This is a genomic window from Pseudomonas sp. Hp2 (genome assembly GCF_006386585.1).
GTDB classification, from domain to species: domain Bacteria; phylum Pseudomonadota; class Gammaproteobacteria; order Xanthomonadales; family Xanthomonadaceae; genus Pseudomonas_S; species Pseudomonas_S boreopolis.
Map to the genome: position 1 here is coordinate 177236 of NZ_VAHJ01000004.1, position 22939 is coordinate 200174.

Annotated in this window: 19 protein-coding genes; 10 read left to right on the top strand and 9 right to left on the bottom strand. The window is 69.2% G+C overall.

Annotated elements, in window-relative coordinates; translation table 11 throughout:
* Window positions 1-8: 8 nt before the first annotated feature.
* The gene (locus FD678_RS13835; RefSeq protein WP_177497800.1) at window positions 9-1634 is read right to left on the bottom strand and encodes a TldD/PmbA family protein; all 1626 of its coding nucleotides are present in this window, start codon (window positions 1632-1634) and stop codon (window positions 9-11) included.
* Between the two features lie 473 nt (window positions 1635-2107).
* Here FD678_RS13835 and FD678_RS13845 point away from each other — a divergent pair, with 473 nt between their 5' ends.
* The gene (locus FD678_RS13845) at window positions 2108-2743 is read left to right on the top strand and encodes an XAC0095 family protein (RefSeq protein ID WP_140724669.1); all 636 of its coding nucleotides are present in this window, start codon (window positions 2108-2110) and stop codon (window positions 2741-2743) included.
* A gap of 231 nt (window positions 2744-2974) precedes the next feature.
* On the opposite strand, the gene FD678_RS13850 is transcribed toward FD678_RS13845, so the two are convergent.
* From FD678_RS13850 to FD678_RS13870, 5 genes are all read right to left on the bottom strand, one after another.
* Window positions 2975-3400: a hypothetical protein gene (locus FD678_RS13850; protein WP_140724671.1), complete on the bottom strand. Its 426-nt coding sequence runs from the start codon at window positions 3398-3400 to the stop codon at window positions 2975-2977.
* 58 nt (window positions 3401-3458) lie between these two features.
* Complete coding sequence (locus tag FD678_RS13855; RefSeq protein ID WP_140724673.1) at window positions 3459-3917, bottom strand: hypothetical protein; 459 nt, start codon at window positions 3915-3917, stop codon at window positions 3459-3461.
* A gap of 66 nt (window positions 3918-3983) precedes the next feature.
* Complete coding sequence (locus tag FD678_RS13860) at window positions 3984-4727, bottom strand: hypothetical protein (protein WP_140724675.1); 744 nt, start codon at window positions 4725-4727, stop codon at window positions 3984-3986.
* A 236-nt stretch (window positions 4728-4963) separates the two neighbouring features.
* The gene (locus FD678_RS13865) at window positions 4964-5974 is read right to left on the bottom strand and encodes a class 1 fructose-bisphosphatase (RefSeq protein WP_140724677.1); all 1011 of its coding nucleotides are present in this window, start codon (window positions 5972-5974) and stop codon (window positions 4964-4966) included.
* Window positions 5975-6479: 505 nt separating this feature from the next.
* On the bottom strand, window positions 6480-7682 hold the full coding sequence (locus tag FD678_RS13870) for an amino acid aminotransferase (RefSeq protein WP_140724679.1): 1203 nt from the start codon (window positions 7680-7682) through the stop codon (window positions 6480-6482).
* Between the two features lie 161 nt (window positions 7683-7843).
* Here FD678_RS13870 and FD678_RS13875 point away from each other — a divergent pair, with 161 nt between their 5' ends.
* From FD678_RS13875 to FD678_RS13885, 3 genes are all read left to right on the top strand, one after another.
* The gene (locus FD678_RS13875; protein WP_140724682.1) at window positions 7844-9979 is read left to right on the top strand and encodes a TonB-dependent receptor family protein; all 2136 of its coding nucleotides are present in this window, start codon (window positions 7844-7846) and stop codon (window positions 9977-9979) included.
* A gap of 191 nt (window positions 9980-10170) precedes the next feature.
* The gene (locus FD678_RS13880; RefSeq protein ID WP_177497802.1) at window positions 10171-10728 is read left to right on the top strand and encodes a flagellar basal body L-ring protein FlgH; all 558 of its coding nucleotides are present in this window, start codon (window positions 10171-10173) and stop codon (window positions 10726-10728) included.
* Window positions 10729-10807: 79 nt separating this feature from the next.
* The gene (locus FD678_RS13885; protein ID WP_140724688.1) at window positions 10808-11026 is read left to right on the top strand and encodes an SHOCT domain-containing protein; all 219 of its coding nucleotides are present in this window, start codon (window positions 10808-10810) and stop codon (window positions 11024-11026) included.
* Between the two features lie 150 nt (window positions 11027-11176).
* Here the strand turns inward: FD678_RS13885 and FD678_RS13890 are convergent, their stop codons facing one another.
* The gene (locus FD678_RS13890; RefSeq protein WP_140724692.1) at window positions 11177-13057 is read right to left on the bottom strand and encodes a sigma-54-dependent Fis family transcriptional regulator; all 1881 of its coding nucleotides are present in this window, start codon (window positions 13055-13057) and stop codon (window positions 11177-11179) included.
* Window positions 13058-13294: 237 nt separating this feature from the next.
* On the opposite strand from FD678_RS13890, the gene adh reads away from it, so the two are divergent.
* From adh to FD678_RS13905, 3 genes are all read left to right on the top strand, one after another.
* On the top strand, window positions 13295-14824 hold the full coding sequence (gene adh, locus FD678_RS13895) for an aldehyde dehydrogenase (protein ID WP_140724695.1): 1530 nt from the start codon (window positions 13295-13297) through the stop codon (window positions 14822-14824).
* Window positions 14825-14975: 151 nt separating this feature from the next.
* Window positions 14976-16004 carry an alcohol dehydrogenase AdhP gene (gene adhP, locus FD678_RS13900; RefSeq protein ID WP_140724698.1) on the top strand — a complete coding sequence of 343 codons (1029 nt, stop codon included), beginning with the start codon at window positions 14976-14978 and terminating at the stop codon, window positions 16002-16004.
* Between the two features lie 79 nt (window positions 16005-16083).
* Complete coding sequence (locus tag FD678_RS13905; protein WP_140724701.1) at window positions 16084-16485, top strand: DUF779 domain-containing protein; 402 nt, start codon at window positions 16084-16086, stop codon at window positions 16483-16485.
* A 22-nt stretch (window positions 16486-16507) separates the two neighbouring features.
* On the opposite strand, the gene FD678_RS13910 is transcribed toward FD678_RS13905, so the two are convergent.
* Window positions 16508-16903, bottom strand: a complete 396-nt coding sequence (locus FD678_RS13910) for a hypothetical protein (protein WP_140724704.1) — start codon at window positions 16901-16903, stop codon at window positions 16508-16510.
* Window positions 16904-17050: 147 nt separating this feature from the next.
* On the opposite strand from FD678_RS13910, the gene FD678_RS13915 reads away from it, so the two are divergent.
* Genes FD678_RS13915 through ligD form a run of 3 tightly spaced genes read left to right on the top strand, consistent with a single transcriptional unit; the run spans window position 17051 to window position 20901 of the window.
* Entirely contained in the window at window positions 17051-17446 is a 396-nt protein-coding gene (locus tag FD678_RS13915; protein WP_218569728.1) for a hypothetical protein, read from the top strand.
* A complete protein-coding gene (ku, locus tag FD678_RS13920; RefSeq protein ID WP_140724707.1) occupies window positions 17446-18354 on the top strand; it encodes a non-homologous end joining protein Ku in 909 nt (302 codons plus the stop codon). Before FD678_RS13915 ends, ku begins: the two co-directional genes overlap by 1 nt.
* Before the next feature lie 3 nt (window positions 18355-18357).
* Entirely contained in the window at window positions 18358-20901 is a 2544-nt protein-coding gene (gene ligD, locus FD678_RS13925) for a DNA ligase D (RefSeq protein ID WP_140724710.1), read from the top strand.
* Window positions 20902-21213: 312 nt separating this feature from the next.
* Here ligD and dld read toward each other — a convergent pair whose 3' ends face one another.
* Window positions 21214-22932, bottom strand: coding sequence for a D-lactate dehydrogenase (gene dld, locus FD678_RS13930; RefSeq protein WP_140724714.1), 1719 nt, complete (start codon window positions 22930-22932; stop codon window positions 21214-21216).
* Between the last annotated feature and the right edge of the window lie 7 nt (window positions 22933-22939).

Sequence of the window (22939 nt, forward strand, 5' to 3'; positions counted from 1 at the left end):
CCGCGTCCTCATCCCAGCGAGCGCGCCGTGTTGATCACGTTCACCCCGTCGAAGCGCGTCGTCGCCGAGCCGTGCGACACCGCCGAGACCTGGCTCGGCTGGCCCTTGCCGTCGAAGAACGAACCGCCCAGCCGGAAATCGCGCTCGTCGCAGATCGCGCTGACCGAGTTCCAGAACTCCGGCGTGCGGATCTGGTACGCGCCGTCCTCGACCAGCCGGGTCACCTTGCCGTGCTCGATCTCGAACAGCAGCTGCCCGCCGAACTGCGCGTTGTAGCGCTGCTGGTCGATCGAGTACGAGGCGCGGCCGTGGATGTACAGGCCCTTCTCCACCCCGGCGATCATCTGCTCGACCGACAGCGGCGCCTTGCCCGGCATCAACGATACGTTGGGCATGCGCTGGAACTGCACGTTCGACCAGGCATCGGCGTAGCTGCAGCCGTCCGAAGCGGTCTTGCCGAGGATGTGCGCCTGGTCGCGCGTGCACTGGTAGTCGACCAGGATGCCGTCCTTCACCAGGTCCCATTGCTTGGTCTTCACGCCCTCGTCGTCGTAGCCGACCGCGCCGAGGCTGCCGGCGCGGGTCTTGTCGGCGACGAAGTTCACCGGCGCGCTGCCCCAGCGGAAGCTGCCGCGCTTGTCGAGCGTGGCGAAGCTGGTGCCGGCGTAGTTGGCCTCGTAGCCGAGCACGCGGTCCAGCTCCAGCGGGTGCCCGACCGACTCGTGGATGGTCAGGAACAGGTTGCTCGGGTCGATCACCAGGTCGTACTTGCCCGGCTTCACCGACGGCGCGGCGAGCTTGGCGCGCGCCTGCTTCGCCGCGGCGACCGCGTCCTCGCGCGGATCGTAGGACAGCCCGTAGCCGACCACGCCACCGGGAAGGTGGTGCTTCTGCGACGCATCCCCGTCCAGGTACTCGTAGCCCATGCCGACCGGCGCGCCCAGCCCATCGCGGGTGCGGAACCTGCCGCTGGCCTTGTCCACCGCGGTGACGGTGAACGGCAGCCACAACCGGTGCACGTCCTGGTCGATGTAGGAACCGTCGCTGCTGGCGAAGTACTTCTGCTCGTTGATGCAGAACAGCCGCGAGGCGACGAAGTCGGCGCCGGCGTTCTGCGCGGCGGCGTTGATGTCCATCAGCAGCGCGACCTTTTCCTGCAGCGGCACCTCCATCGCGTTGCGCTTGATCGGCGTGCGCCAGCTCGCCTCGCCCACGCCCTCCAGCGGCGCCAGCTGCACCGGCGTCGCGGCGAGCTTCGCGTTGGCGCGCGCGATCGCCAGCGCCTGGCGCGTGGCGGCCGCCACGCCGTCGGAGGTCAGGGTATTGGTCGCGGCGAAGCCCCAGGCGCCGTCGGCGATGACCCGCACGCCCACGCCCATCGACTCGGCGTTGACCACGTTCTCCACCCGCGCCTCGCGCGTGATCACGAACTGGCGCAGGTAGCGCCCCACGCGCACGTCGCAGTAGCGGGCGCCGGCGGCCCTGGCCGTGCTCAACGCGGTATCGGCCAGCCGCCGGTTGCGCGCGGCATCGGCCGGCACCAGCAACTGCTCGGCCGCGACCAGGCGCGTATGCGGCAGCAGCAGCCCGGCCGCGCCGAGCCCGGAAAGCGTGAGGAAAGTGCGGCGATCCACGTGGACGAGTCTCCCATCGGGGCGCATCCACCCCGATGCGGCGCGCCAGGAACGGGACCATCGTTCCCCGCGGGCGATCGGGTCAAGTGACCATGGTCATGCGGCGGCGGCCGGCAATGTCCTAGTTGTCGAAACGGAGCCATGGAATCGCCCCGGCATGTTGGCCGCAAGGCTTTCCAGGTAGGCACGGCATACCGTCCTGCTGTTGACGCCGCGTTCCCGCGGTAGCATTCTCGCTTCCAAGGAGCGTCGAAACTCCTCACACAGCGGTACCCACCTCCGACAAACCGGTGGGTTTTTTGTGCCTGCATGTTTCCTGCAGGCGCAACCGACGCGATGCCTGCGTCGGGAGGGCGGCTAATACAACACCCGCAAGGGGAATACGCCCGCCGTCTGTGTGCGGTTTCGAACCTCCCGACTTCCCGTCCGTCCTTTGCGACGGACGGGCCACTCTAGGGAATGAGGAGGCGACGATGTCAGAGCATGCGTACGACGATAGGGATATGCCGGGTTATTTCCTGCCCGAGGACAGCCAGTTGCGGCTGGTGAGGCTGAGCGATTACGTGAAGTTCCTGGGCAGGCTGGCGCAGCCGCGCACGGCGAATGAGCGCGATGTCGCGCCGGAAATCGGCATGGACGAGTTGGCATTCTGCATGGAGCTGCTGGCGGAACAGATGGACCTGGTGCTGGACGAAGTGTCCTGGCCAGCACGGCGCACCGAGAGGAAGAACAAAGCCGAGCGAGACGATCTGCACGAAGGGGAATCGAAAGAACCCGATGAGAAAAAGCCTGGCGAGAAAGCGGATGCGGCTGATTTCGCCTTCGGACTCACGACGGACCAGTTCGACGCGCTCGACCGCCTCATCCAGACGATCTCGGCCCACGGCGACGTCGTGGCAGCCAGCGACACGGCCGAGTTCGCAGACGGCACCTTGCCTCTGGTCGGCCATGCGATCTTCGACGCCGTGGAGACGGTACGTGGCCTGTTGGACCAGATAGAGGCCCAGTCGCTTGGGAACGGTGCTTCCCGCCGATCCGGCGTAAGCGAGGAACGAGCGGTCTATGCAGTGGCACGAGCAGAACCGTTGCACCGCTTGTCCATGCACTGATGCTGGCTTTTGCTGGATTGTGCAGGCGCGCTACCAGCTCGGTGGCGCGCCTGTATCACCGAGAGAGCCAATGTTTCAGCACAGACGCTGCGACCTGCCGGCGTGTTTGGAGCCGTTCTGCCTGGGTATCGCGCCGAATCAGGCGTGACTGCCGTAATGGTCGTCCAATGCCCGAATTAAACCGAGCCGCGAAGCGGGTTCGGCTTGAATGAACTGTTAGGCGGCAACCGACTAGTGCCGCAATGCGCCGCTAACCTTGCCATGCTCTATGCCGCCAAATAGGCCATAGGAGACATGAGAACCCTCGAAGCTCGCGCCGGAAACGCTACCGATGAACGAAGTGTAGGCGTCGCATAACTCCGAAGAAAGAAGAATCTCAAGCTTGCCGGATTGGTATTGATAGGCCGATCGGGACACCGAACCCTTTGGAGCAGAGAGCGGCTGTGCTTGGTACCAAGTGCCCGATATGCAAGTCTCGGCGGGAATATCCGTGAGGGAAAAACTGAACGACTGGGGTGCGCCCTTGCCGGCAACAACAAAGTCCCATGTGCCTGTTACGAGGTCAGGAGCCGGAGACGTGACGGTGCCAGTTTGCACCGGTGCTGAGGCACAGCCTGATACGAGGACGGCAAAGAGGGCAGTTGCGAGAACTTTCATTGCGGCCTAACGCCTGAATTAAGCCGAGCCGCGAAGCGGCTTCGACTTGAGTGAATTGTTAGGGCGCAACCGGGATACGAAACATCTCGAGAAGACGCCAGCCAACGAACGCGATAAGTCCTGTGGCCAAGAGCCAGAACTGAAGCTTGAGATAGAAGGAGGAGCTCTTGATATTGCCCAATGCATCATTCTGCCTCCCCTCAATAGCGTATTGGGTTTCCGCTGAGGTCTCTGGCTGATGGGAGTGGACCCCGCGCTGCAGCTGAAGATAGTCGTAGTTGGCATGAATGGCCCGATGAGCCCAGGTGATTCTCTTGCAGCCGGCATAGAAGCTAGTAAGCCAGCAAAGGACCGAAAATATGCCTGGAGCAACCCACCAAGTCATGGCAAGGCCGTCGAGCTTTTGTAGGGCATAGCCGAGAGCGGCACCTGTGGCGCCCATGAGAAAGTACGCGTACTTGCTATGGCTCTCGAAATAGAGCTTTTGCAGTTCTAGAAGGTCGCGATTGTCTGCCATATGCGCCCTAACGCCTAAATTAAGCCGCGCCGCGAAGCGGTGTCGGCTTGAATGAATTGTTAGCTGTTAGTCCGGAAATCCACGTTCTCGGGATTGATGTATTGCCGCAACATGCTCGATGAACCTAGTTACTGTGCCAATAACCTCGTTCTTTGAGGTGTCAACGTTCACCGTTTTTGCAGATAGAGTCACGTGCTCGATACCAGCAGGAATGTTATCTTCTTGAACTTTGATTTCACGTTCGGCCTCCGCCTTTACGTGGTCTGCAAACTTAGACTGAAGCGTGTCGTCGAGGTGGCGTATTGCCGAAAAAACCTTCTCCGCAAAGTTCAATGCCTCGGCTTCTCGCACGATCTTGCCGCGATGAACTACCTTGTTCCTTACCTCAGTCACTAAGGGGTCCAGCGTAAACGGGAGCTGATTATCTTGGAGGTATAGGAACTGGAACGCGCCGAATTGCCGCTCTGACTGGGCAGCTACGCTTTTCCAAGCTGCGTCGACTCTCTCTTGAGCTAAATCTTTGGCTCGACAGGACACTCGGATGTAAAACTCGTAAGCCCGTTCCAAGGCGGACGACATGACAGCAACAACTTCGTTGGTATAGCCGTCTAGAAACGCGCGTGCCGCAGACTTTACTAGCACCTCATATCTTCGAGAGTTATACAGAACGACGCCGTAGTGCTTCCTATCGCAGGTTACATGGATAGTGCCGTTATCATCCAACTCTCCAACGATTGGGTTGAAGCGCGGCTGCTTTCCTTGCTTCGTCTGATCAAGGATGCATTGCGGACACATCGCCATTACTTTCATAGCAGCTAACACCTGTTGGACCGCCCAATTGCGGCCTAGTGCGATGCTCGCCGCTTATGATCGTTACGTCAATTTCCCGTAACTGATTGATGGGGTTGGAAATTCCATGAGCCACCGGGGAAGCTGGATACCTGCGTTACACCATGTTTCTGCGGCCGTAATAGTTACACCCGCTTGGAAGCGGGTGTAACGGAGAAACGTCTGATTGTCGAGCCGATAGAAGCGGCGGCTCGTTCCTACTTGCGATCATGTTCCAAGTGATACCGCGTCGCCTCGGCCACTTCGTTCTTCGACCCGAGGAATACCGGGACGCGCTGGTGCAGGCCGGTGGGTTGGATCTCCAGGATGCGTTCGCGGCCGGTGGTGGCGGCGCCGCCGGCCTGTTCGACCAGGAAGCCCATGGGGTTGGCTTCGTACATCAGGCGCAGCTTGCCGGGCTTGCCCGGGTCCTTCTTGTCCCAGGGGTAGATGAAGATGCCGCCGCGGGTGAGGATGCGGTGCACGTCGGCGACCATGCTGGCGATCCAGCGCATGTTGAAGTCCTTGCCGCGCGGGCCTTCCTTGCCGGCCAGCAGGTCGGCGACGTAGCCCTGCATCGGGGCTTCCCAGTGGCGCTGGTTGGACATGTTGATGGCGAATTCCCTGGTGTCCTCGGGAATGCGCATGTCCGGCTGGGTCAGCAGGAAGCTGCCTTCCTCGCGCTCCAGGGTGAAGGCGTGGGTGCCGTGGCCGAGGGTCAGCACCAGCATCGTGCTGGGGCCGTAGATGCAGTAGCCGGCCGCGACCTGGCGCGTGCCCGGTTGCAGGAAGTGTTCGTCGCCGGGCTTCTCGGTTCCGGGCGGGGCGCGCAGCACGGAGAAGATGGTGCCGACCGAGACGTTGACGTCGATGTTGGAGCTGCCGTCGAGGGGATCGAACAGCAGCAGGAAGTCGCCGCGCGGGTACTGGTCCGGCACCGGCTGGCTGTGCTCCATCTCCTCCGAGGCGCTGGCGGCGAGGTGGCCGCCCCAGGCGTTGGCCTCGATCAGGATGTCGTTGCTGAGCACGTCGAGCTTCTTCTGCGCCTCGCCCTGCACGTTGCCGGTGCCGGCGTCGCCGAGCACGTCGCCCAGGGCGCCCTTGCTCACCGCGATGGAGATGCGCTTGCAGGCGCGGGCGACGATGCTGATGAGCTGGCGCAGTTCGGCGTCGATGCGGCCGGCGTGTTGTTCTTCGATCAGGAATCGGGTCAGCGAGGTGCGCGACATGGGGAGCGGTGGCCTTGCGTAGGAAGTGGACCGCTATTGTCGCGGGTGTGGCGTTAGATTTCGATGCGAGGGGATGTCCGATGGGTGGCCTGGGGCCGTCGGCGGCGATGGAGCTTTCCCCGCAGTGGATGGGGGATAGAGAGCCTTTGTGGGAGGGACTTCAGTCCCGACAGGCTTTCCCGGTAAAGCCCGTCGGGACTGAAGTCCCTCCCACAGGGATGCGGTGGGGTGGCTTCTGTGGGAGCGGGTCTATGTGGCCTAGGGCCATCAGCCGCGATGGGGCCTTCATGCAGATTCTTCTGCAACAGCCTGCGCATCCATGTGGGGGGCAATGAGAAAGCCCCATCGCGGCTGAAGCCGCTCCCAGAAAAGCCGCTCCCAGAAAAGTGGCTCCTAGAAAAGTGGCTCCCGCAACAGCGGCTCCTGCAGGGAGATGGCGGGTGGAAGGCATGAAAAAAGCCGGGAGGCTTGCGCGCTCCCGGCTTCGTTCTCGATCGCGCGGCGATCAGCTCTTGCTGACCGTCGCCACGGCCTGGGCCACGTACTCCAGGTTGTTCTGGTTCAGCGCGGCCACGCAGATGCGGCCGCTGCCGACGGCGTAGATCGCGAACTCCTCGCGCAGGCGGTCCACCTGCGGCTTGGTCAGGCCGGAGTACGAGAACATGCCCGCCTGCTGCTGGATGAAGGCGAACTCCGGCGCGCCCAGGTCGGCCAGCTTCTGCACCAGGCCGGCGCGCAGCGCGTGGATGCGCTCGCGCATCTCGGTCAGTTCCTGCTCCCACACCTGGCGCAGTTCGGCGCTGGTCAGCACGCCGGCCACCAGTTGCGCGCCGTGCGTGGACGGGCTGGAGTAGATCGTGCGGATGATGCGCTTGATCTGCGACTGCACGGCCTTGGCGTCGGCGGCGGTCGGGGCGACCACCGACAGCGCGCCGACGCGCTCGCCGTACAGCGAGAACGACTTGGAGTACGAGCTGGCGACCACGTAGCTGTCGATGCCGGCCTCGCCCAGCAGGCGCACGGCGTAGGCGTCCTCGGCGATGCCCTTGTCGAAGCCCTGGTAGGCGATGTCGACGAACGGGAACAGCTGGCGCTCCTTGAGCACTCCGGCGACCTGCTGCCACTGCTCGCGGGTCAGGTCGGCGCCGGTCGGGTTGTGGCAGCAGGCGTGCAGCAGCACCACGGTGCCCGGCTCCAGCTTCTGCAGGTCGGCGAGCATGCCGGCGAAGTCCAGCCCGTGCGAGGCCGCGTCGAAGTAGGTGTAGTCCACCACCTCGAAGCCGGCGGCGCCGAACACCGCGCGGTGGTTCTCCCAGCTCGGGTTGGAGATGGCGACGGTGGCCTTGGGCAGCAGCTTCTTGAGCAGGTCGGCGCCGACGCGCAGCGCGCCGGAGCCGCCGATGGTCTGCGCGGTGGCGACGCGGCCGGCGGCCAGCAGCGCGGAATCGGCCCCGAACAGCAGCTGCTGGGTGGCCTTGTCGTAGGCGGCCAGGCCGTCGATCGGCAGGTAGCCGCGCGGTTTGGCGTCCAGCGCGAGCTGCTGCTCGATCTGGTAGACGGAACGCAGCAGCGGGATGCGGCCGTTCTCGTCGTAATAGATGCCCACGCCCAGGTTGACCTTGTTGGGGCGGCTGTCGGCGTTGTAGGCCTCGGTCAGGCCCAGGATCGGGTCGCCTGGGACCAATTCCACGTTTGCAAAGAAGGACACGGCGGTACTCGTTGGGAAGCGGAGGTGGGGTGTTGCCGGCGCTCGCGGCCGCCTTGCGCGGCCGGAAAGCAGCCAATCGTAACAGGGCCGGCAGGCCCAGGTGGCAAGGCGTTTCATCGGAAACGGTGCGGCCTTGACGCCGCCCGGGCGAGAATGCGCGGATGCGATGCGCCCCTCTCCTCCCGCTGTGCGGCCTGCTGGCCGCCGGCCTCGCCCCGGTCGTCCATGCCGAAATGCCCGGCGACCGGCCCGCCACCCTTCCCGCCGTGCAGGTCGAGGCGGCGCGCGTGCAGGACGTGGACGATTTCGACCTGCCCGCCTCGCTGTCCTCCGTCGGCGTGGGCCGCGACCTGAACGGCCGCGCCGCGCAGGCGTCCGAGCTGCTCGACGGCATCCCGGGCGTGGTCGCGCGCGAGCGGCAGAACTACGCCCAGGACACCCAGCTGTCGATCCGCGGCTTCGGCGCGCGCTCGACCTTCGGCGTGCGCGGCGTGCGCCTGTACGTGGACGGGGTGCCGGCGACGATGCCAGACGGCCAGGCGCAGCTGTCGCACTTCAACGTGCTCGGCGCCGAGCGCATCGAGGTGCTGCGCGGGCCGTTCTCGGCGCTGTACGGCAATTCCTCCGGCGGCGTGGTGCAGCTGTGGAGCGCCGACGGCCGGCCCGGCGATCCTTGGCGGGTGCGTACCAGCTACGGCTCGTATGGCACTTCCAGCACCGGTGCGCAGCTGCTCGGGCAGCAGGGGCCGGTCCACTACAACATCGCTGCCAACCACTTCGAGACCGATGGCTGGCGCGACCACAGCCGCGCGCGGCGCGACTCGGCCAACGCCCGGTTCGGTATCGATCTGGCCGAGCGCAGCCGGCTCGACCTGGTGTTCAACTACCTCGACGCGCCCGACGCGCAGGACCCGCTCGGCTTGACCTGGGCGCAGGCGAAGGCCGATCCGCGCCAGGCCACGGCGGTGGCCTACCAGTACGACACGCGCAAGTCGGTGCGGCAGGCGCAGGCCGGCGCGGTGTTCACCCAGCAATTCGATACCCAGACGCTGCGCCTGATGGCCTATGCCGGCCAGCGCGAGGTCGAGCAATACCAGTCGATTCCGAAGGCGACCCAGGCTAATCCGCTGCATGCCGGCGGCGTGATCGACCTGGACGGCGACTACGGCGGCGCGGACGCGCGCTGGGCCTGGCAGGGCGAGCTGCTGGGCCGGCCGCTGGACGTGACCGCCGGCGCCAACGTGGACCGCCAGCGCCAGCACCGCCGCGGCTACGAGAACTTCGTCGGCGACACGCTCGGCGTGAAGGGCGGCCTGCGCCGCGACCAGCGCGATACCGTCGAGAACGTGGACCAGTTCGCCCAGGCCTGGTGGCAATGGAGCGAACGCTGGTCGGCGTTGTTGGGCGTGCGCCACAGCGAGGTGCGCTTCCGCTCGGTGGACCGCTACGTCACCGCGCGCAATCCCGACGACAGCGGCCGCCGCGATTATTCGGCCACCACGCCGGTGGCGGGCCTGGTGTTCAAGGCCAGCGACGACCTGCGCCTGTACGCCTCGGCCGGGCGCGGCTTCGAGACGCCGACCTTCAACGAGCTGGGCTATCGCAACGACGGCGGCGCCGGCCTGGCGCTGGACCTGGCCGCGGCCAAGAGCCGCAACTACGAGCTCGGCGCGAAGTGGCGCAACCAGGCCGGCGCGCGGCTGGAGCTGGCATTGTTCCGCGCCGAGACCGACGACGAGCTGGCGGTGGCGAGCAACACCAACGGCCGCAGCACCTACCGCAACATCGGCCGCACCCGCCGCCAGGGCGCGGAGATGGACTTCCTGCTGCCGGTCGGCCGCGACCAGCAGCTGCAGCTCGCCTACACCTTCCTCGACGCGACGGTGCGCGACGGCTACCGGGTCTGCGCCGCCAGCGGCTGCGCGGTGCCCGACGCGCTGGTCGCGGCCGGCTCGCGCCTGCCGGGCGTGCCGCGCCAGCAGCTGTTCGCGCGCTGGCAGTGGCAGCCGGCGGCGTGGCAGTTCGCGGTCGAAGGCGCGGCGTCCGGCGACACCCTCGCCAACGATCTCGCCACCGCCTCGGCGCCGGGCTATGCCCTGCTCAACCTGGAAGCGGCGCGGCGCTGGAACACCGCGCACGGCGCGGTGCGCGCGTTCGCCCGCATCGACAACGCGCTGGACCGCGACTACATCGGCTCGGTGATCGTCAACGACGGCAACGGGCGCTACTACGAACCGGGCCCGTCGCGGGGCTACACCGTCGGCTTGCAGTGGGAGTTCGGAGCCGGGCGCGAGTGAGCGGGCGCGCAGGTTCACGCTGAGCCGCGACGCGGCTCCGTGTGGCGGCGTTTGGCTGCGCCGGCAAACCCGGGCCATGCCCGGCGGCAACAATCGCGGGGGCCCGGTCGGGGATCGGGCGATGCCTCCCGATGCGCCGGCAGGCGGGTCTTCGGTCCCGCCGCGGGCGCGCTTGCCCTCCCGCTCCGCCCATGCCGATGAAGATTCCCGCGTTGCCGCTGGTGCTGTTGCCCGTGCTCTCGTGCAGCGGCTGCTATCCGCTGTACATGAAGTCGATGCAGTTGCGGCAGTCGATCGGCGATTACCGCGAACGGCGCAGGGAAGCCGGGCCGATGACGCAGACGGCGGTGGAATACGCGCCGGGACCGGTCGTGTCGAACGCACCACCGGCCGGACGGGAAGGCGTGGTCGGCCGGTGGCTGCATGTGCGCTTCGAGGACGCCGCGCGCGATGGCGCGCCCGGCAACCCGCTCGCCGGCTGGCTGCGGCGCGGCGATGGCGGCATGACGGTCACGGTGATCCGCCAGCTGTACGACGGCCGCTGGCTGGTGCGCGGGCAGAAGGCCCTGTCGGGCGCCGGTGGCTACGTGCAGCTCGAAGGCGTCGTCGATCCGCGCGACATCGACGGCGACGGCAAGGTGCCTTCCCCGCGCGTGGCCGAGCCGCGGCTCCGGTTGTCCGGCGGCCGCGGCACGACGGAGACGCAGGACCTCGCCGAGCTTGCGCGGTTCTTCCAGGGCGGCGGTTGAGGCCGGCGGGCGGCACGCGCGTTGCCGGCGGCGGCGCGCCGGCATAAGGTACGGCCGGTACGAAGGAGGGAGACAACGGATGGTCAGTACTTCGACGCTGCTGCTGCTCATCGCGCTCGTGCCGCTGCTCTTCGGCGCGGCGCTGGGAGCGTGGTGCGGCCATGCGATGGCGATGCGGAAAATGCGCGCGCGCGAAGTGCCGGCGCGATTGCGCCAGCTCGAGGAGCTGCATGACGCCGGCCTGATCGACGACGAGGAACGTGCCGCGCAGCGGCAGCGGATACTGGCGACGGTCTGAGCGCATGCGGCCGTGCGCCGCGCCTGCCGGCGTCATCGCGGCGATCGCCGCGTACCAGTCCGCGGGTATTGCCGGCGTCCGCCGGCGGCATGCGGAACGATGCCGCCGAGGATCCGCGGCAAGGCATGGCGCCATGCCGCGGCATGCGCGTCATGAAGCATCGGGTGCCGCTCGGCGCTGCCCCCCCGCTCCCAGCTTGCGATACAGCGTGCTGCGGCTGATGCCGAGCCGCTGCGCGGCGCGCGTGACGTTGCCGCCGCAGTCGGCCAGGGCCTGGCGCATCGCCGCTTCCTGCAAGGCGTCGAGCCGGCCGGCCTCCGCCGGCGCGAAGGCAGGGGAAGGCGCCGGTCGCCACGTGGCGAGGTAGGCCGGCAACGCGTCGCGCCCGAGCGTATCGCCCGGGTCGCTGAGCGCCACCAGCGTGCGCAGGCACGCCGCCAGTTGCCGCAGGTTCCCGGGCCAGCCGTAGCCGGCGAGCGCGTCGAGCGCGTCGGCGGAGAGGCGGCGGCCCTGCGCCAATTGCGCCCACAGCGCCTGGACCAGCGCGCCGCGGTCGGCATGGTCGCGCAGCGCGGGCAGCCGTACCACGTGGTCGGCGATGCGATAGTAGAGATCGGCGCGGAAGCGGCCTTCGGCGATGGCCCGTTCGAGGTCCTGGTGGGTGGCGCAGACCAGCGCGAAATCCAGCTTGACCGGCTTGCCGCCGCCGAGCGGCGACAGCTCGCGTTCCTGCAGCACGCGCAGCAGGCGCGGTTGCAGCGCCAGGGGCATGTCGCCGATCTCGTCGAGGAACAGCACGCCGCCGTCGGCCTGGCGCAGCAGGCCGGGGCTGCCCTGCTTGCGCGCCCCGGTGAAGGCGCCTTCCTCGTAGCCGAACAGCTCGGCCTCGATCAGCGTCTCGGGCAGTGCCGCGCAGTTGACCGCGACGAAGGCCTTGCCGGACCGCGCGCAGCGCCGGTGCAACTCGCGCGCGAACACCTCCTTGCCGCTGCCGGTCTCGCCTTGCACCAGGACCGGCAGGCCGGCGTCGAGCACCCGCCGGGCCCGGGCGAGCAGCGCTTCGCCGGCCGCGTCGAACAACGGCGCGACGCCACCGGGCGCACGCGAGCGTGCCGGCGCCGCGTGCGAGCGCCGGCGCGGCGCCTCGCCGTCGTCGACCGTGCCGTACAGCGGCCGGCCCTGGCGATCGAACAGGGCGCCGTCGCCGCGCAATCGCGAGAGCGGTTCCTCGAACAGCGCCTCGAAGCGCGCCCGGCCGATCTCGTGGCGATCCAGCCCGAACAGCTGCAGCCCGGCGCGATTGGCGGCCACCAACCGTCCTGCCCGGAACGCCAGCAGGCCCTCGTGGGCCGTGCCCAGCAGGGCCGGGTCGTGGTGGATGCGCAGCAACTCGGCGTCGGCGATGCCCTCGTCGAACCAGCGGTGCTCGATGCTGGCGACCGCGCGGCGCGCCAACCCGAGCGCGTGCAGGTGCGGGATGCGCGCGTCGCCGGAGATGTCCAGCACCCCGGCGACCCGGCCGTAGGGATCCAGGATCGGCGAAGCCGAGCAACTGAGGATGCCGTGCGGCGCCAGGTAGTGCTCGCCGCCGCGCACCTCGACCGACCGCGCCTCCACGATCGCCGTCCCGATCGCGTTGGTGCCCACCACGTGTTCGCCCCAGCAGGCGCCCGGCATCAGCGCGACCCGGCCGGCCTTGTCGAGGAAACCGGTGCTGCCTTCGGCGTCGAGGATCCAGCCGGCCTCGTCGGTGAGCAGCACGATGCTGCCGGCGGCGGCGGCATCGGCGGACAATCCTTCCAGTTCGGCGCGCGCCAGCCGCCACAGCCGTTCGTGGCGCTCGCGCATCTCGCGCAGGCGCGCGGGCGCGACCGGTTCGATGTCCGGTGCGCGTTCGGCGGCCAGGCCCGCGCGCTGGCAGCGCCGCCACGAGCGCAGGATGGTGTCGGGTACCTGCCCGACCGGGGCATTGCCGCGCTCGAAGAACGAGCGCCGCGCCTGGTCGAGCCTGGACTGCGATTGCACCGCCATAGCCGCCTCCCGCCGTCGCAAATTGCGACAGTCCGAACGATCACTGTCCCGATAAACATCACAACCGCCGACCGCGCGCAATCGCCGCGCGTGACGCGTCGCAACAGGGATCGTCGCCACCGCCCGCATTGGCGCGGCCGGCGGCGCTGATGCAATGCAGCAGCGCGAAGTTGGCATCGGTCTTGCGCCTGCAGGGAGCGCCCGCCAGGGCATCACTTCACAGCCGGAGCCCGATCCATGAATGCCGTCACGTCCGTCAAGTCGTTCGCCACCGATCCGCAGTCGATCTTCAAGCCGCGCTACGGCAATTTCATAGGCGGCCGGTGGGTGGAACCCAGGAGCGGCCAGTACTTCGACGACACCACGCCGATCACCGGCAAGGTCATCACCTCGGTCGCGCGCTCCAACGCCGACGACGTCGAGGCCGCGCTCGATGCCGCGCACGCCGCCAGGGACGCCTGGGGCAGGACCAGCGCGACCGAGCGCGCCAACCTGCTGCTGAGGATCGCCGACCGCATCGAGCAGAACCTCGAACTGCTCGCCTACGCCGAGACCTGGGACAACGGCAAGCCGGTGCGCGAGACGCTCAATGCCGACATCCCGCTGTGCGCCGACCACCTGCGCTACTTCGCCAGCGCGGTGCGCACCCAGGAGGGCGGCATCTCCGAGATCGACCGCGATACCGTCGCCTACCACTTCCACGAGCCGCTCGGCGTGGTCGGGCAGATCATCCCGTGGAACTTCCCGCTGCTGATGGCGTGCTGGAAGCTGGCGCCGGCGCTGGCGGCGGGCAACTGCGTGGTGCTCAAGCCGGCCGAGCAGACCCCGGCCTCGATCCTGGTGCTGCTGGAGCTGATCGGCGACCTGCTGCCGCCCGGCGTGCTCAACGTGGTGAACGGCTTCGGCCTGGAGGCCGGCAAGCCGCTGGCGTCCAGCCCCCGCATCGCCAAGATCGCCTTCACCGGCGAGACCACCACGGGCCGGCTGATCATGCAGTACGCCAGCCAGAACCTGATCCCGGTGACGCTGGAGCTGGGCGGCAAGTCGCCCAACCTCTTCTTCGCCGACGTGATGGCCGAGGACGACGATTTCCTCGACAAGGCGATCGAGGGCTTCGTGCTGTTCGCCTTCAACCAGGGCGAGGTCTGCACCTGTCCCTCGCGCGCGCTGGTGCAGGAATCGATCTACGAGAAGTTCATGGAAAAGGCCCTGGCCCGCGTGGCGGCCATCCGGCAGGGCAACCCGCTCGATCCGAACACCATGGTCGGCGCGCAGGCCTCCTCCGAGCAGCTGGAGAAGATCCTGAGCTACATCGACATCGGCCGGCAGGAGGGCGCCGAAGTGCTGATCGGCGGCGAGCGCAACCGGCTCGGCGGCGAGCTTAGCGGCGGCTTCTACGTCAAGCCGACCGTGTTCAAGGGGCACAACCGGATGCGCATCTTCCAGGAGGAGATCTTCGGGCCGGTGGTCTCGGTGGCCACGTTCAAGGACGAGGCCGAGGCGCTGGACATCGCCAATGACACCTTGTACGGGCTCGGCGCCGGCGTGTGGAGCCGCGACGCCTCGCGCCTGTACCGGGTGGGCCGCGCGATCCAGGCAGGCCGGGTGTGGACCAACTGCTACCACGCCTACCCGGCGCATGCCGCGTTCGGCGGCTACAAGCAATCCGGCATCGGCCGCGAGAACCACAAGATGATGCTGGACCACTACCAGCAGACCAAGAACCTGCTGGTGAGCTACTCGCCCAAGGCCCTGGGCTTCTTCTGAAGCCCGCGGCCTTCCCCTTCCCGGGGGCGGGACTCGCGTCCTCGCCCCCGGGGCGGGAGCGCCTTCCGCCCGGAGCGCGATTGATCCGGATCAACGCTTCCGGCCGCGCGCCGGCAGTACTTTCCCCAACGACACGACCTAGGAGCGCGATGTGAACAAGACGATGAAGGCCGCAGTGGTCCGCGAGTTCGGCAAGCCGCTGGCCATCGAGGAAGTCGAGGTGCCGCGGCCCGGCGCCGGCGACATCCTGGTCAAGATCGAGGCCTGCGGCGTCTGCCACACCGACCTGCACGCGGCCGAGGGCGACTGGCCGGTGAAGCCGAACCCGCCCTTCATCCCCGGCCACGAGGGCGTCGGCCACGTGGTGGCGGTGGGCGCGGGCGTCGGCCACGTCAAGGAAGGCGACCGCGTCGGCATCCCGTGGCTGTACTCGGCCTGCGGCCACTGCGAGCACTGCCTGGGCGGCTGGGAGACGTTGTGCGAGGGCCAGAAGAACACCGGCTACTCGGTCAACGGCGGTTTCGCCGAATACGCCCTGGCCAACGCCGACTACGTCGGCCACCTGCCGAAGAACATAGGCTTCGTCGACATCGCCCCGGTGCTGTGCGCCGGCGTCACCGTCTACAAGGGCCTGAAGATGACCGACACCCGTCCCGGCAACTGGGTGGTGATCTCCGGCATCGGCGGCCTCGGCCACATGGCGGTGCAGTACGCCAAGGCGATGGGCCTGAACGTGGCCGCCGTCGACGTGGACGACGCCAAGCTCGACCTCGCCAGGCGGCTGGGCGCGGCGGTGGCGGTCAACGCCGCGACCGCCGATCCCGTGGCCTACCTCAGGAAGGAGATCGGCGGCGCGCACGGCGCGCTGGTCACGGCGGTCTCGCCGAAGGCCTTCGAGCAGGCGATCGGCATGGTCCGGCGCGGCGGCACGATTTCGCTCAACGGGCTGCCGCCGGGCCAGTTCCCGCTGGACATCTTCGGCATGGTGCTCAACGGCGTGACCGTGCGCGGCTCGATCGTCGGCACCCGGCTGGACCTGCAGGAATCGCTGGAGTTCGCCGAGATGGGCAAGGTCAAGGCGACGGTGGCCACCGACCGGCTGGAGAACATCAACGACGTGTTCGGGCGCATGCACCAGGGCCGGATCGAAGGCCGCATCGTGCTCGACCTGGCCGCGTGAGCGAACCCGGCGTCGTGCCCGTGCCCTCCCGCGGGTGCGGCGCCGGGAGCTTGCGCCGGCCCTGCCGCAGGAGCGTGCCATGCACTCCCCCGATCCCGTGCCCGAAGCTCCCGTCCCGCCCCAGGTGGTGGCCACGCCCGCCGCGCTGGCGTTGATCGAACGGTTGCGCGCCCGGCATGGCCCCTTGCTGTTCCACCAATCCGGCGGCTGCTGCGACGGTTCGTCGCCGATGTGCTTCCCGGTGGGCGAGTTCGTCGTCGGCGACCGCGACGTGCTGCTCGGGCGGATCGGGGGCGCCCGCTTCTACATCGGACCTGCGCAGTTCGAGTACTGGAAGCACACGCAGCTGGTCATCGACGTGGTGGAAGGCCGCGGCGGCATGTTCTCGCTGGAGAACGGCGAGGGCATGCGCTTCCTGGTGCGCTCGCGGCTGTTCACCGAGGCCGAGCTCGCGGCCCTGCGCGCGGCGGGCCGGATCTGACCCGCCGCGCAGCCGGGCAGGCTCAATCCGGCGCCTTGGCCGGCACGAACGGCGAGGTCGGGTCGCTGGCGGGGAAGGTCTCTTCCAGCGCCTCGTCCTGGTTCTCGCTCTCGTGCTGCTTGCGGCGGGCGCGCTGCTCCGGGTCCTCGCGGGAGCCCGCGCCGGGCCGTTCCGGCGGGTCCTTGCGGTCGCGCGACTTGGCCGGGTCCGGGCCGGCCTCGGCGTCGACCGTCAGGCCGCTGCCGATCTCGCCGGCCACGCGGCCGGGCAGCCGCGCCGGGCGCTCGTCCTCGCCGGAAAGAGCCTCGCCCGGATCGCGCCCGGCACCGCGGTCCTCGGCCTCCTGGGTGTCGTGCTTGCCGCGCTGCTCGCCCGGGGGCGAGGGTTGTCCGCGGAGCGGATCGCGTGACCGTGACATGGCGTACCTCCATGCATGCAGCGGGGACGTGCAGTCCACCGCCATGCCGGTGAAAACCGCGCCAATGGCGCATGCCGGTTGTCACGCCTCGCTAACGGCGGCGGCGCTACAGCTGGACGCCCCTTCCGCCGATGCCGGAGCCGTGCCATGCGCACCTTCGAACGTCGCCCCGACCGCCGCCTGTTTGCCCAACTCGAACCGTCGTCGCCCGCGGCGCTGCCCGGCAGCCTGCCCCAGCCCGAACCCGGCGGGGTGGCCCAGGATTTCCGCCACTACAGCCTGGCCGACTACCGGCGCCGGCGCCGGCGCGGCGGGCCGAGCTGGCGCGACCTGTACCCGGCCTACGCCTTCGCCCTGCTCACCCATGCCGCCGACTGGCCCCGCGCGCCGCAGGACGGCGTCGAGGACGAGCTGGCCGCGCAGTGGGAGCGCATGCGCGGCTCCTCGCGGTTGAGCTGGCGGCGCGCCCGCCCGGTGGTGGAGGACGCGTGGCTGGCGCTGGACCACATCCCGGTCGCGGCCGTGCACGAGGCGCGGCACTGATGGCGCGGCCGATCTGGTCGGGGACCCTCTCCTTCGGCCTGCTCAACGTGCCGGTGTCGCTGATGAGCGGCGAGCGCCGCACCGACCTGCACTTCCGCATGCTCGATTCGCGCGACAACTCGCCGATCCGCTTCGAGCGGGTCAACGCCGAGACCGGCGAGGAAGTGCCCTGGAAGGAGATCGTCAAGGCCTTCGAGTACGAGAAGGGCAGCTACGTCGTGCTCGAGGAGGAGGACATCCGCGCCGCCGCGCCGGAAAGCCACGAGACCGTGGAGGTGGAGACCTTCGTCGACGCCGACGCGATCGACCCGCGCTACTACGAGAAACCCTACCTGCTGGTGCCGGGCAAGAAGGCCGAGAAGGGCTACGTGCTGCTGCGCGAGACGCTGCGCAAGGCCGGCAAGGTCGGCATCGCGCGGGTGGTGATCCGCACCCGCGAATACCTGTCCGCGGTGATGCCGCACGGCGACGCGCTGGTACTGCTGCTGCTGCGCTATCCGCAGGAGCTGGTCGATCCGGAGGAATACCGCCTGCCGGGCGAGAGCCTGTCCAAGTACCGCATCAGCGACAAGGAGATCGCGATGGCCTCGCAGCTGGTGGAGTCGATGTCCGGCGACTGGAAGCCCGACGACTACCACGACGAGTTCCGCGAGCGGCTGCAGGACATCCTGCGCAAGCGCATCAAGCAGAAGGGCGGCACCACGCGGATCGAGGACGAGCCGGTCGCGCGCGAGGACGCGGCCACCAACGTGGTGGACTTCATGGCGCTGCTGCAGAAGAGCCTGGACGCCAAGAAGCGCACGCCGGCGAAGAAGGCCGCGGCCAAGGAGCCGGTCCGGAAGGCGGCGAAGAAGAAGCCGGCCAAGGCCGCCAAGAAGAGCCCCCGGCGCGCCCGCAAGACGGGGTGAGCGGTGTCGCTGCGGGACTACCAGCGCAAGCGCCGCTTCGACCGCCAGGGCGGCACGCCCGAACCGAGCGGCGACGCCGCCGGCGCCCCGTCGCGGCGGCCGATCTTCGTCGTGCAGCTGCACCATGCCAGCACGCGCCACTACGACTTCCGCCTGGAGGCCGACGGCGTACTCAAGAGCTGGGCGGTGCCGAAGGGGCCTTCGCTGCGCGCCGGCGAGAAGCGCCTGGCGGTGCAGGTGGAGGACCATCCGCTGTCCTACGCCACGTTCGAGGGCGACATCCCGGAAGGCCACTACGGCGCCGGCCACGTCGACGTGTTCGACCACGGCACCTGGTCGTGCGAGGGCGACCCGCTGGAGGCGATCGCCGCCGGCAAGCTCGACTTCGTCCTGCACGGCGAAAAGCTGGAGGGCGGCTGGAAGCTGGTGCGCACCGCGCTGCGCGGCCGCCAGCCGCAATGGCTGCTGATCAAGCGCGACGACGGCACTGCCGCGGCGCTGGACGCCGACGACCTGATCGGGGCGCAGCCGCGGCGCAAGCCGCGCGCCGGTAGCGCGACGGCCAGCCGGAAGCAACGCGAGGGCGCCGGGGCGCCGGCCGCGCCCCGGCGCGCACGGCACGGCAAGGACGCCACCTGGCACGCGCGCGCGCTGGCCTTGCCGGGCGCGCGCGATCGCCCGTATCCGCCGGGCTTCACCGCCCAGCTGACGATGTCGCGCGCGCACGCGCCGCCGGGCGAGGACTGGCTGCACGAGATCAAATGGGACGGCTACCGGCTGCTGGCCGACCTGGTCGACGGCAAGGCGACCTTGCGCTCGCGCGGCGGGCTGACCTGGACCGACAACTTCCCGGAAGTGGTGAAGGCGATGGAGGCGCTGCCGGTCGCGGACGCGCGCCTGGACGGCGAGCTGGTGGTGCTCGACGCCGAGGGCCGCAGCGATTTCTCGGCGCTGCAACGGGTGCTGGACGGTACCTCCCGGCAGCCGTTGCGCTACCTCGTGTTCGACCTGCCGGGCGTGGCCGGGGTGGACCTGTCGCGGGCGCCGCTGGTCGAGCGCAAGGCGTTGCTGCGCCAGCTGCTCGGCAAGCGGCCCGGCACGCTGGCCTACAGCGACCACGTGGTCGGCCACGGCCCGGAGGTGTTCGCCGCCAGCGGCGAGAAGGGGTTCGAGGGCATCGTCAGCAAGCGCGTGGACGCGCACTACGTGAACGCGCGCAGTTCCGACTGGCTGAAGATCAAGCACGAGAGCAGCGACGAGTTCGTCGTGGTCGGCTACACCGACCCGAAGGGTTCGCGCAGCGGCTTCGGCTCGCTGCTGCTGGCGCGCCCGGAAGGCGCGGGCTGGCGCTACGTCGGCCGGGTCGGCAGCGGTTTCGACGACGCGATGCTGGCGCGGCTGATGCCGATGCTGGAGGCGCGCGCGACCGCCACCGCGCCGGTCGAGCTGCCCGCGCACGTGCCGTTCCCGCTGCGCACCGTGCACTGGGTCGAGCCGCGGCTGGTGGTGGAGGTCGCGATGCGCGGCTGGGCCAAGGAGGGATTGCTGCGCCAGGCCAGCTTCAAGCGCCTGCGCGAGGACAAGCCGCTGGAGGAGGTGGGGCCGGCGCCGGCGGCAGCGGCGGAAGCCAGGCCGCGCAGCAAGGCGAAGGCTCCCTCGCGGACGGAGGAACGCGGCATGGCGGAGGACGACGTGCGCATCACCCATCCCGGCCGCGTGGTGTTCCCCGGCTCGGGCATGACCAAGGGGCAGGTCGCCGACTACTACCGCGCGATCGCGCCGTGGCTGCTGCCGGAAGTCGCGCGGCGGCCGCTGTCCCTGCTGCGCTGCCCGGACGGCGTCGGCGGCGAATGCTTCTTCCAGAAGCACGAGAGCCGCGCGCTGGGCCCGCACGTGCATGCGGTCGCGCTGCGCCAGAAGAGCGGCGTGGAGGACTACCTCTACATCGAGGACGTGGCCGGCCTGCTGGAACTGGTGCAGATGAACACGCTGGAGCTGCACCCGTGGGGCTCGACGGTGGACGACCCCGAGCATCCGGACCGGCTGGTGTTCGACCTCGACCCGGGCGAGGGCGTGGGCTGGAAGGAGGTCAAGGCCGCCGCGCGCGACATCCGCGCGCGCCTGCGCGAAGCCGGGCTGGAGAGCTTCGTGCGGCTGTCCGGCGGCAAGGGCCTGCACGTGGTGGTGCCGATCGAGCCCGGCCCGGACTGGGCGCAGGCGCGCGATTTCTGCGAGGCCTTCGCGCAGGCGCTGGCGGGCACCGCGCCCGACCGCTACACCGCGACGATGAGCAAGCAGAAGCGGCGCGGGGTGATCTTCGTCGACTGGCTGCGCAACGGCCGCGGCAGCACCAGCGTGTGCTCGTGGGCGCTGCGGGCGCGCGAGCCGGCGGCGGTGGCGGTGCCGCTGCGCTGGGAGGAACTGGGCCGGATCGCCTCGCCGCGGGCGTTTCCGCCGGACAAGGCGCTGGCGCGCGCGAAGCGGCTGAAGGCCGATCCCTGGGAGGGGATCGCGCAGCTGCGGCAGCGCTTGCCCGCTTTCCGGTAGGAGTGGCTTCCGTTGCGATGGGGGTTTTCCGGGAAAGCCCGTCGCGACTGAAGTCGCTCCCACGAAAAGCGAACGCGGGAACCAAACTCAGGTGTAGGAGGGACTTCAGTCCCGATGGGGCTTTCCCTGGTCCCTCGGGGCGGGGAGGCCTGTGCAGCAGTCGCTGTCGGGACTGAAGTCCCTCCCACGGGGATCCCTTGCGGGGACGGGGATCGGGAAGGCTTCTTCGCGGCCGATGGCCCTAGGCCATCCAGAGCCGCTGCCACGGGGAGCAAGGCGAAGGAAGAAGCAAAGCGAAGACGGTGAGCGGCCTCAATGCCCGCCGCAGTGGTCGCCCCAGTGCTTCTGCCTGGAGGTCTGGCCGATGCCGGGGTTGAAGGTGTTGGTCGGGTCGAGCGCGCGGTAGTGCCGTTCCAGCGCCGGCTTGGCGCGGTAGAGATGGCCGACGTTGTGCTCGGCCGGGTACTCGGCGCCGCGCTGGTCGAGCAGTCCCCACATCGCGTGCTCGATCGCGAGCGGGTCGTGGCCCTTCTTCACGATGTAGTCCTGGTGGAACACGTGGCAGAAGAAATGCCCGTAGTACAGCTTGGCCACCAGCGCGTCCTCGATCGCCGGCGGCAGCGTCTCCACCCAGTCGCGGTCGTTGCGGCGCAGCGCCACGTCCAGCGCGACGATGTCCTCCACGCGGTCGCGATGCACCTCGCGGTAGCGCACCGCCGCTCCGGCCACCGCGAAGCGGTGCAGGAAGGCCTTGCGGCCTTCCCCGGCGTCGCACCGGAAATACGCGCCGGTGCCGCTGCCGGCGAAGTGTCGCCGGAGGAAGGCGTCGGTCCAGGGCGCGTCCTTGGCCGACACGCGCAGCAGCAGGTGGTGCTCGAAGCGGTCGCGGTACTCGCGCATGCGCCGCGGCAGGTGGCGGGGCAGCAGCGCCACCAGCGCCTGCAATGCCCTGTCGGCGACCCCGTGCAGGCCCAACGCCTCGAAGAAGCCGTCGACGCGGCTCTTCAGCGCGAACGCCCGGGGCACCACGTCGGTGCCGAAGCGGTCGATCAGCAGGAAGGTGTCCTTGCCGTACTTCTCGCCGATGTCGAAGGCGTCGCGGTGGATGTACTCGCCGGCGATCGGCAGCTCGGCCAGCGCGGTGAGCAGCTCGCGGCGGATCGCGGTGAGGTCGGCCGGATCGTTGCTGCCGACGTAGAAGACCGTGGAATCCTCGCGCGGGAAGGTGTCCAGCCGCACCGCGAACACGCACAGCCGGCCGGCCGAGCCGGAGGCCTCGTAGAGGCGCGCCGGGTCGGCGTTGAAGCGCGCCGGGGTGGGCGCGTCGACGTCGCGCACGTGCTGGGCGTAGAGCGGGTCGGACGCGGCCAGCGCCGGGTCGTCGACGATGTCGGCCTCGTCGTAGTCGCCGGCCTGCAGGCGCGCAAGGATCCGCTCGGGCGTGTTGCCGAGGCGGATGCCGAGGTGGTTGACCAGGCGCAGCACGCCGTCCTCGCCGACCTGCGCGTACAGCGCCAGCTGCGTGTAGGCCGGCCCGCGCCGCACCAGCGCGCCGCCGGAGTTGTTGCAGATCCCGCCGAGCACCGAGGCGCCGATGCACGAGGAGCCGATCACCGAGTGCGGCTCGCGGCCGAGCGGGCGCAGCGCCCGTTCCAGCCGGTCCAGTGTCGCGCCGGGCAGGCAGACCACCTGGCGGCCGTCGCGGATCGGCCGTATGCCCGCCAGGCGCAGCGTGCTGACCAGCACGATCTCGCGGTCGTAGTCGTCGCCGTCCGGGGTGGAGCCGCCGGTCAGGCCGGTGTTGGCGGCTTGCATCAGCACGATGCGACCGGCCGCGACGATCGCCTGCAGGGCGGACCACAGCTCCAGCAGCGTGCCGGGCCGTACCACCGCCAGCACCGGCCCGTCGCCGAAGCGGTAGCCCTTGCGGTAGCGCCGCGTGGCCTTCTCGCCGGTCAGCACGTGCGCGGCGCCGACCGCTTCGCGCAGTTGCCGCAGCAGCACCCCGGACGGGACGGGAGAAGCGTTCATGGCGGTC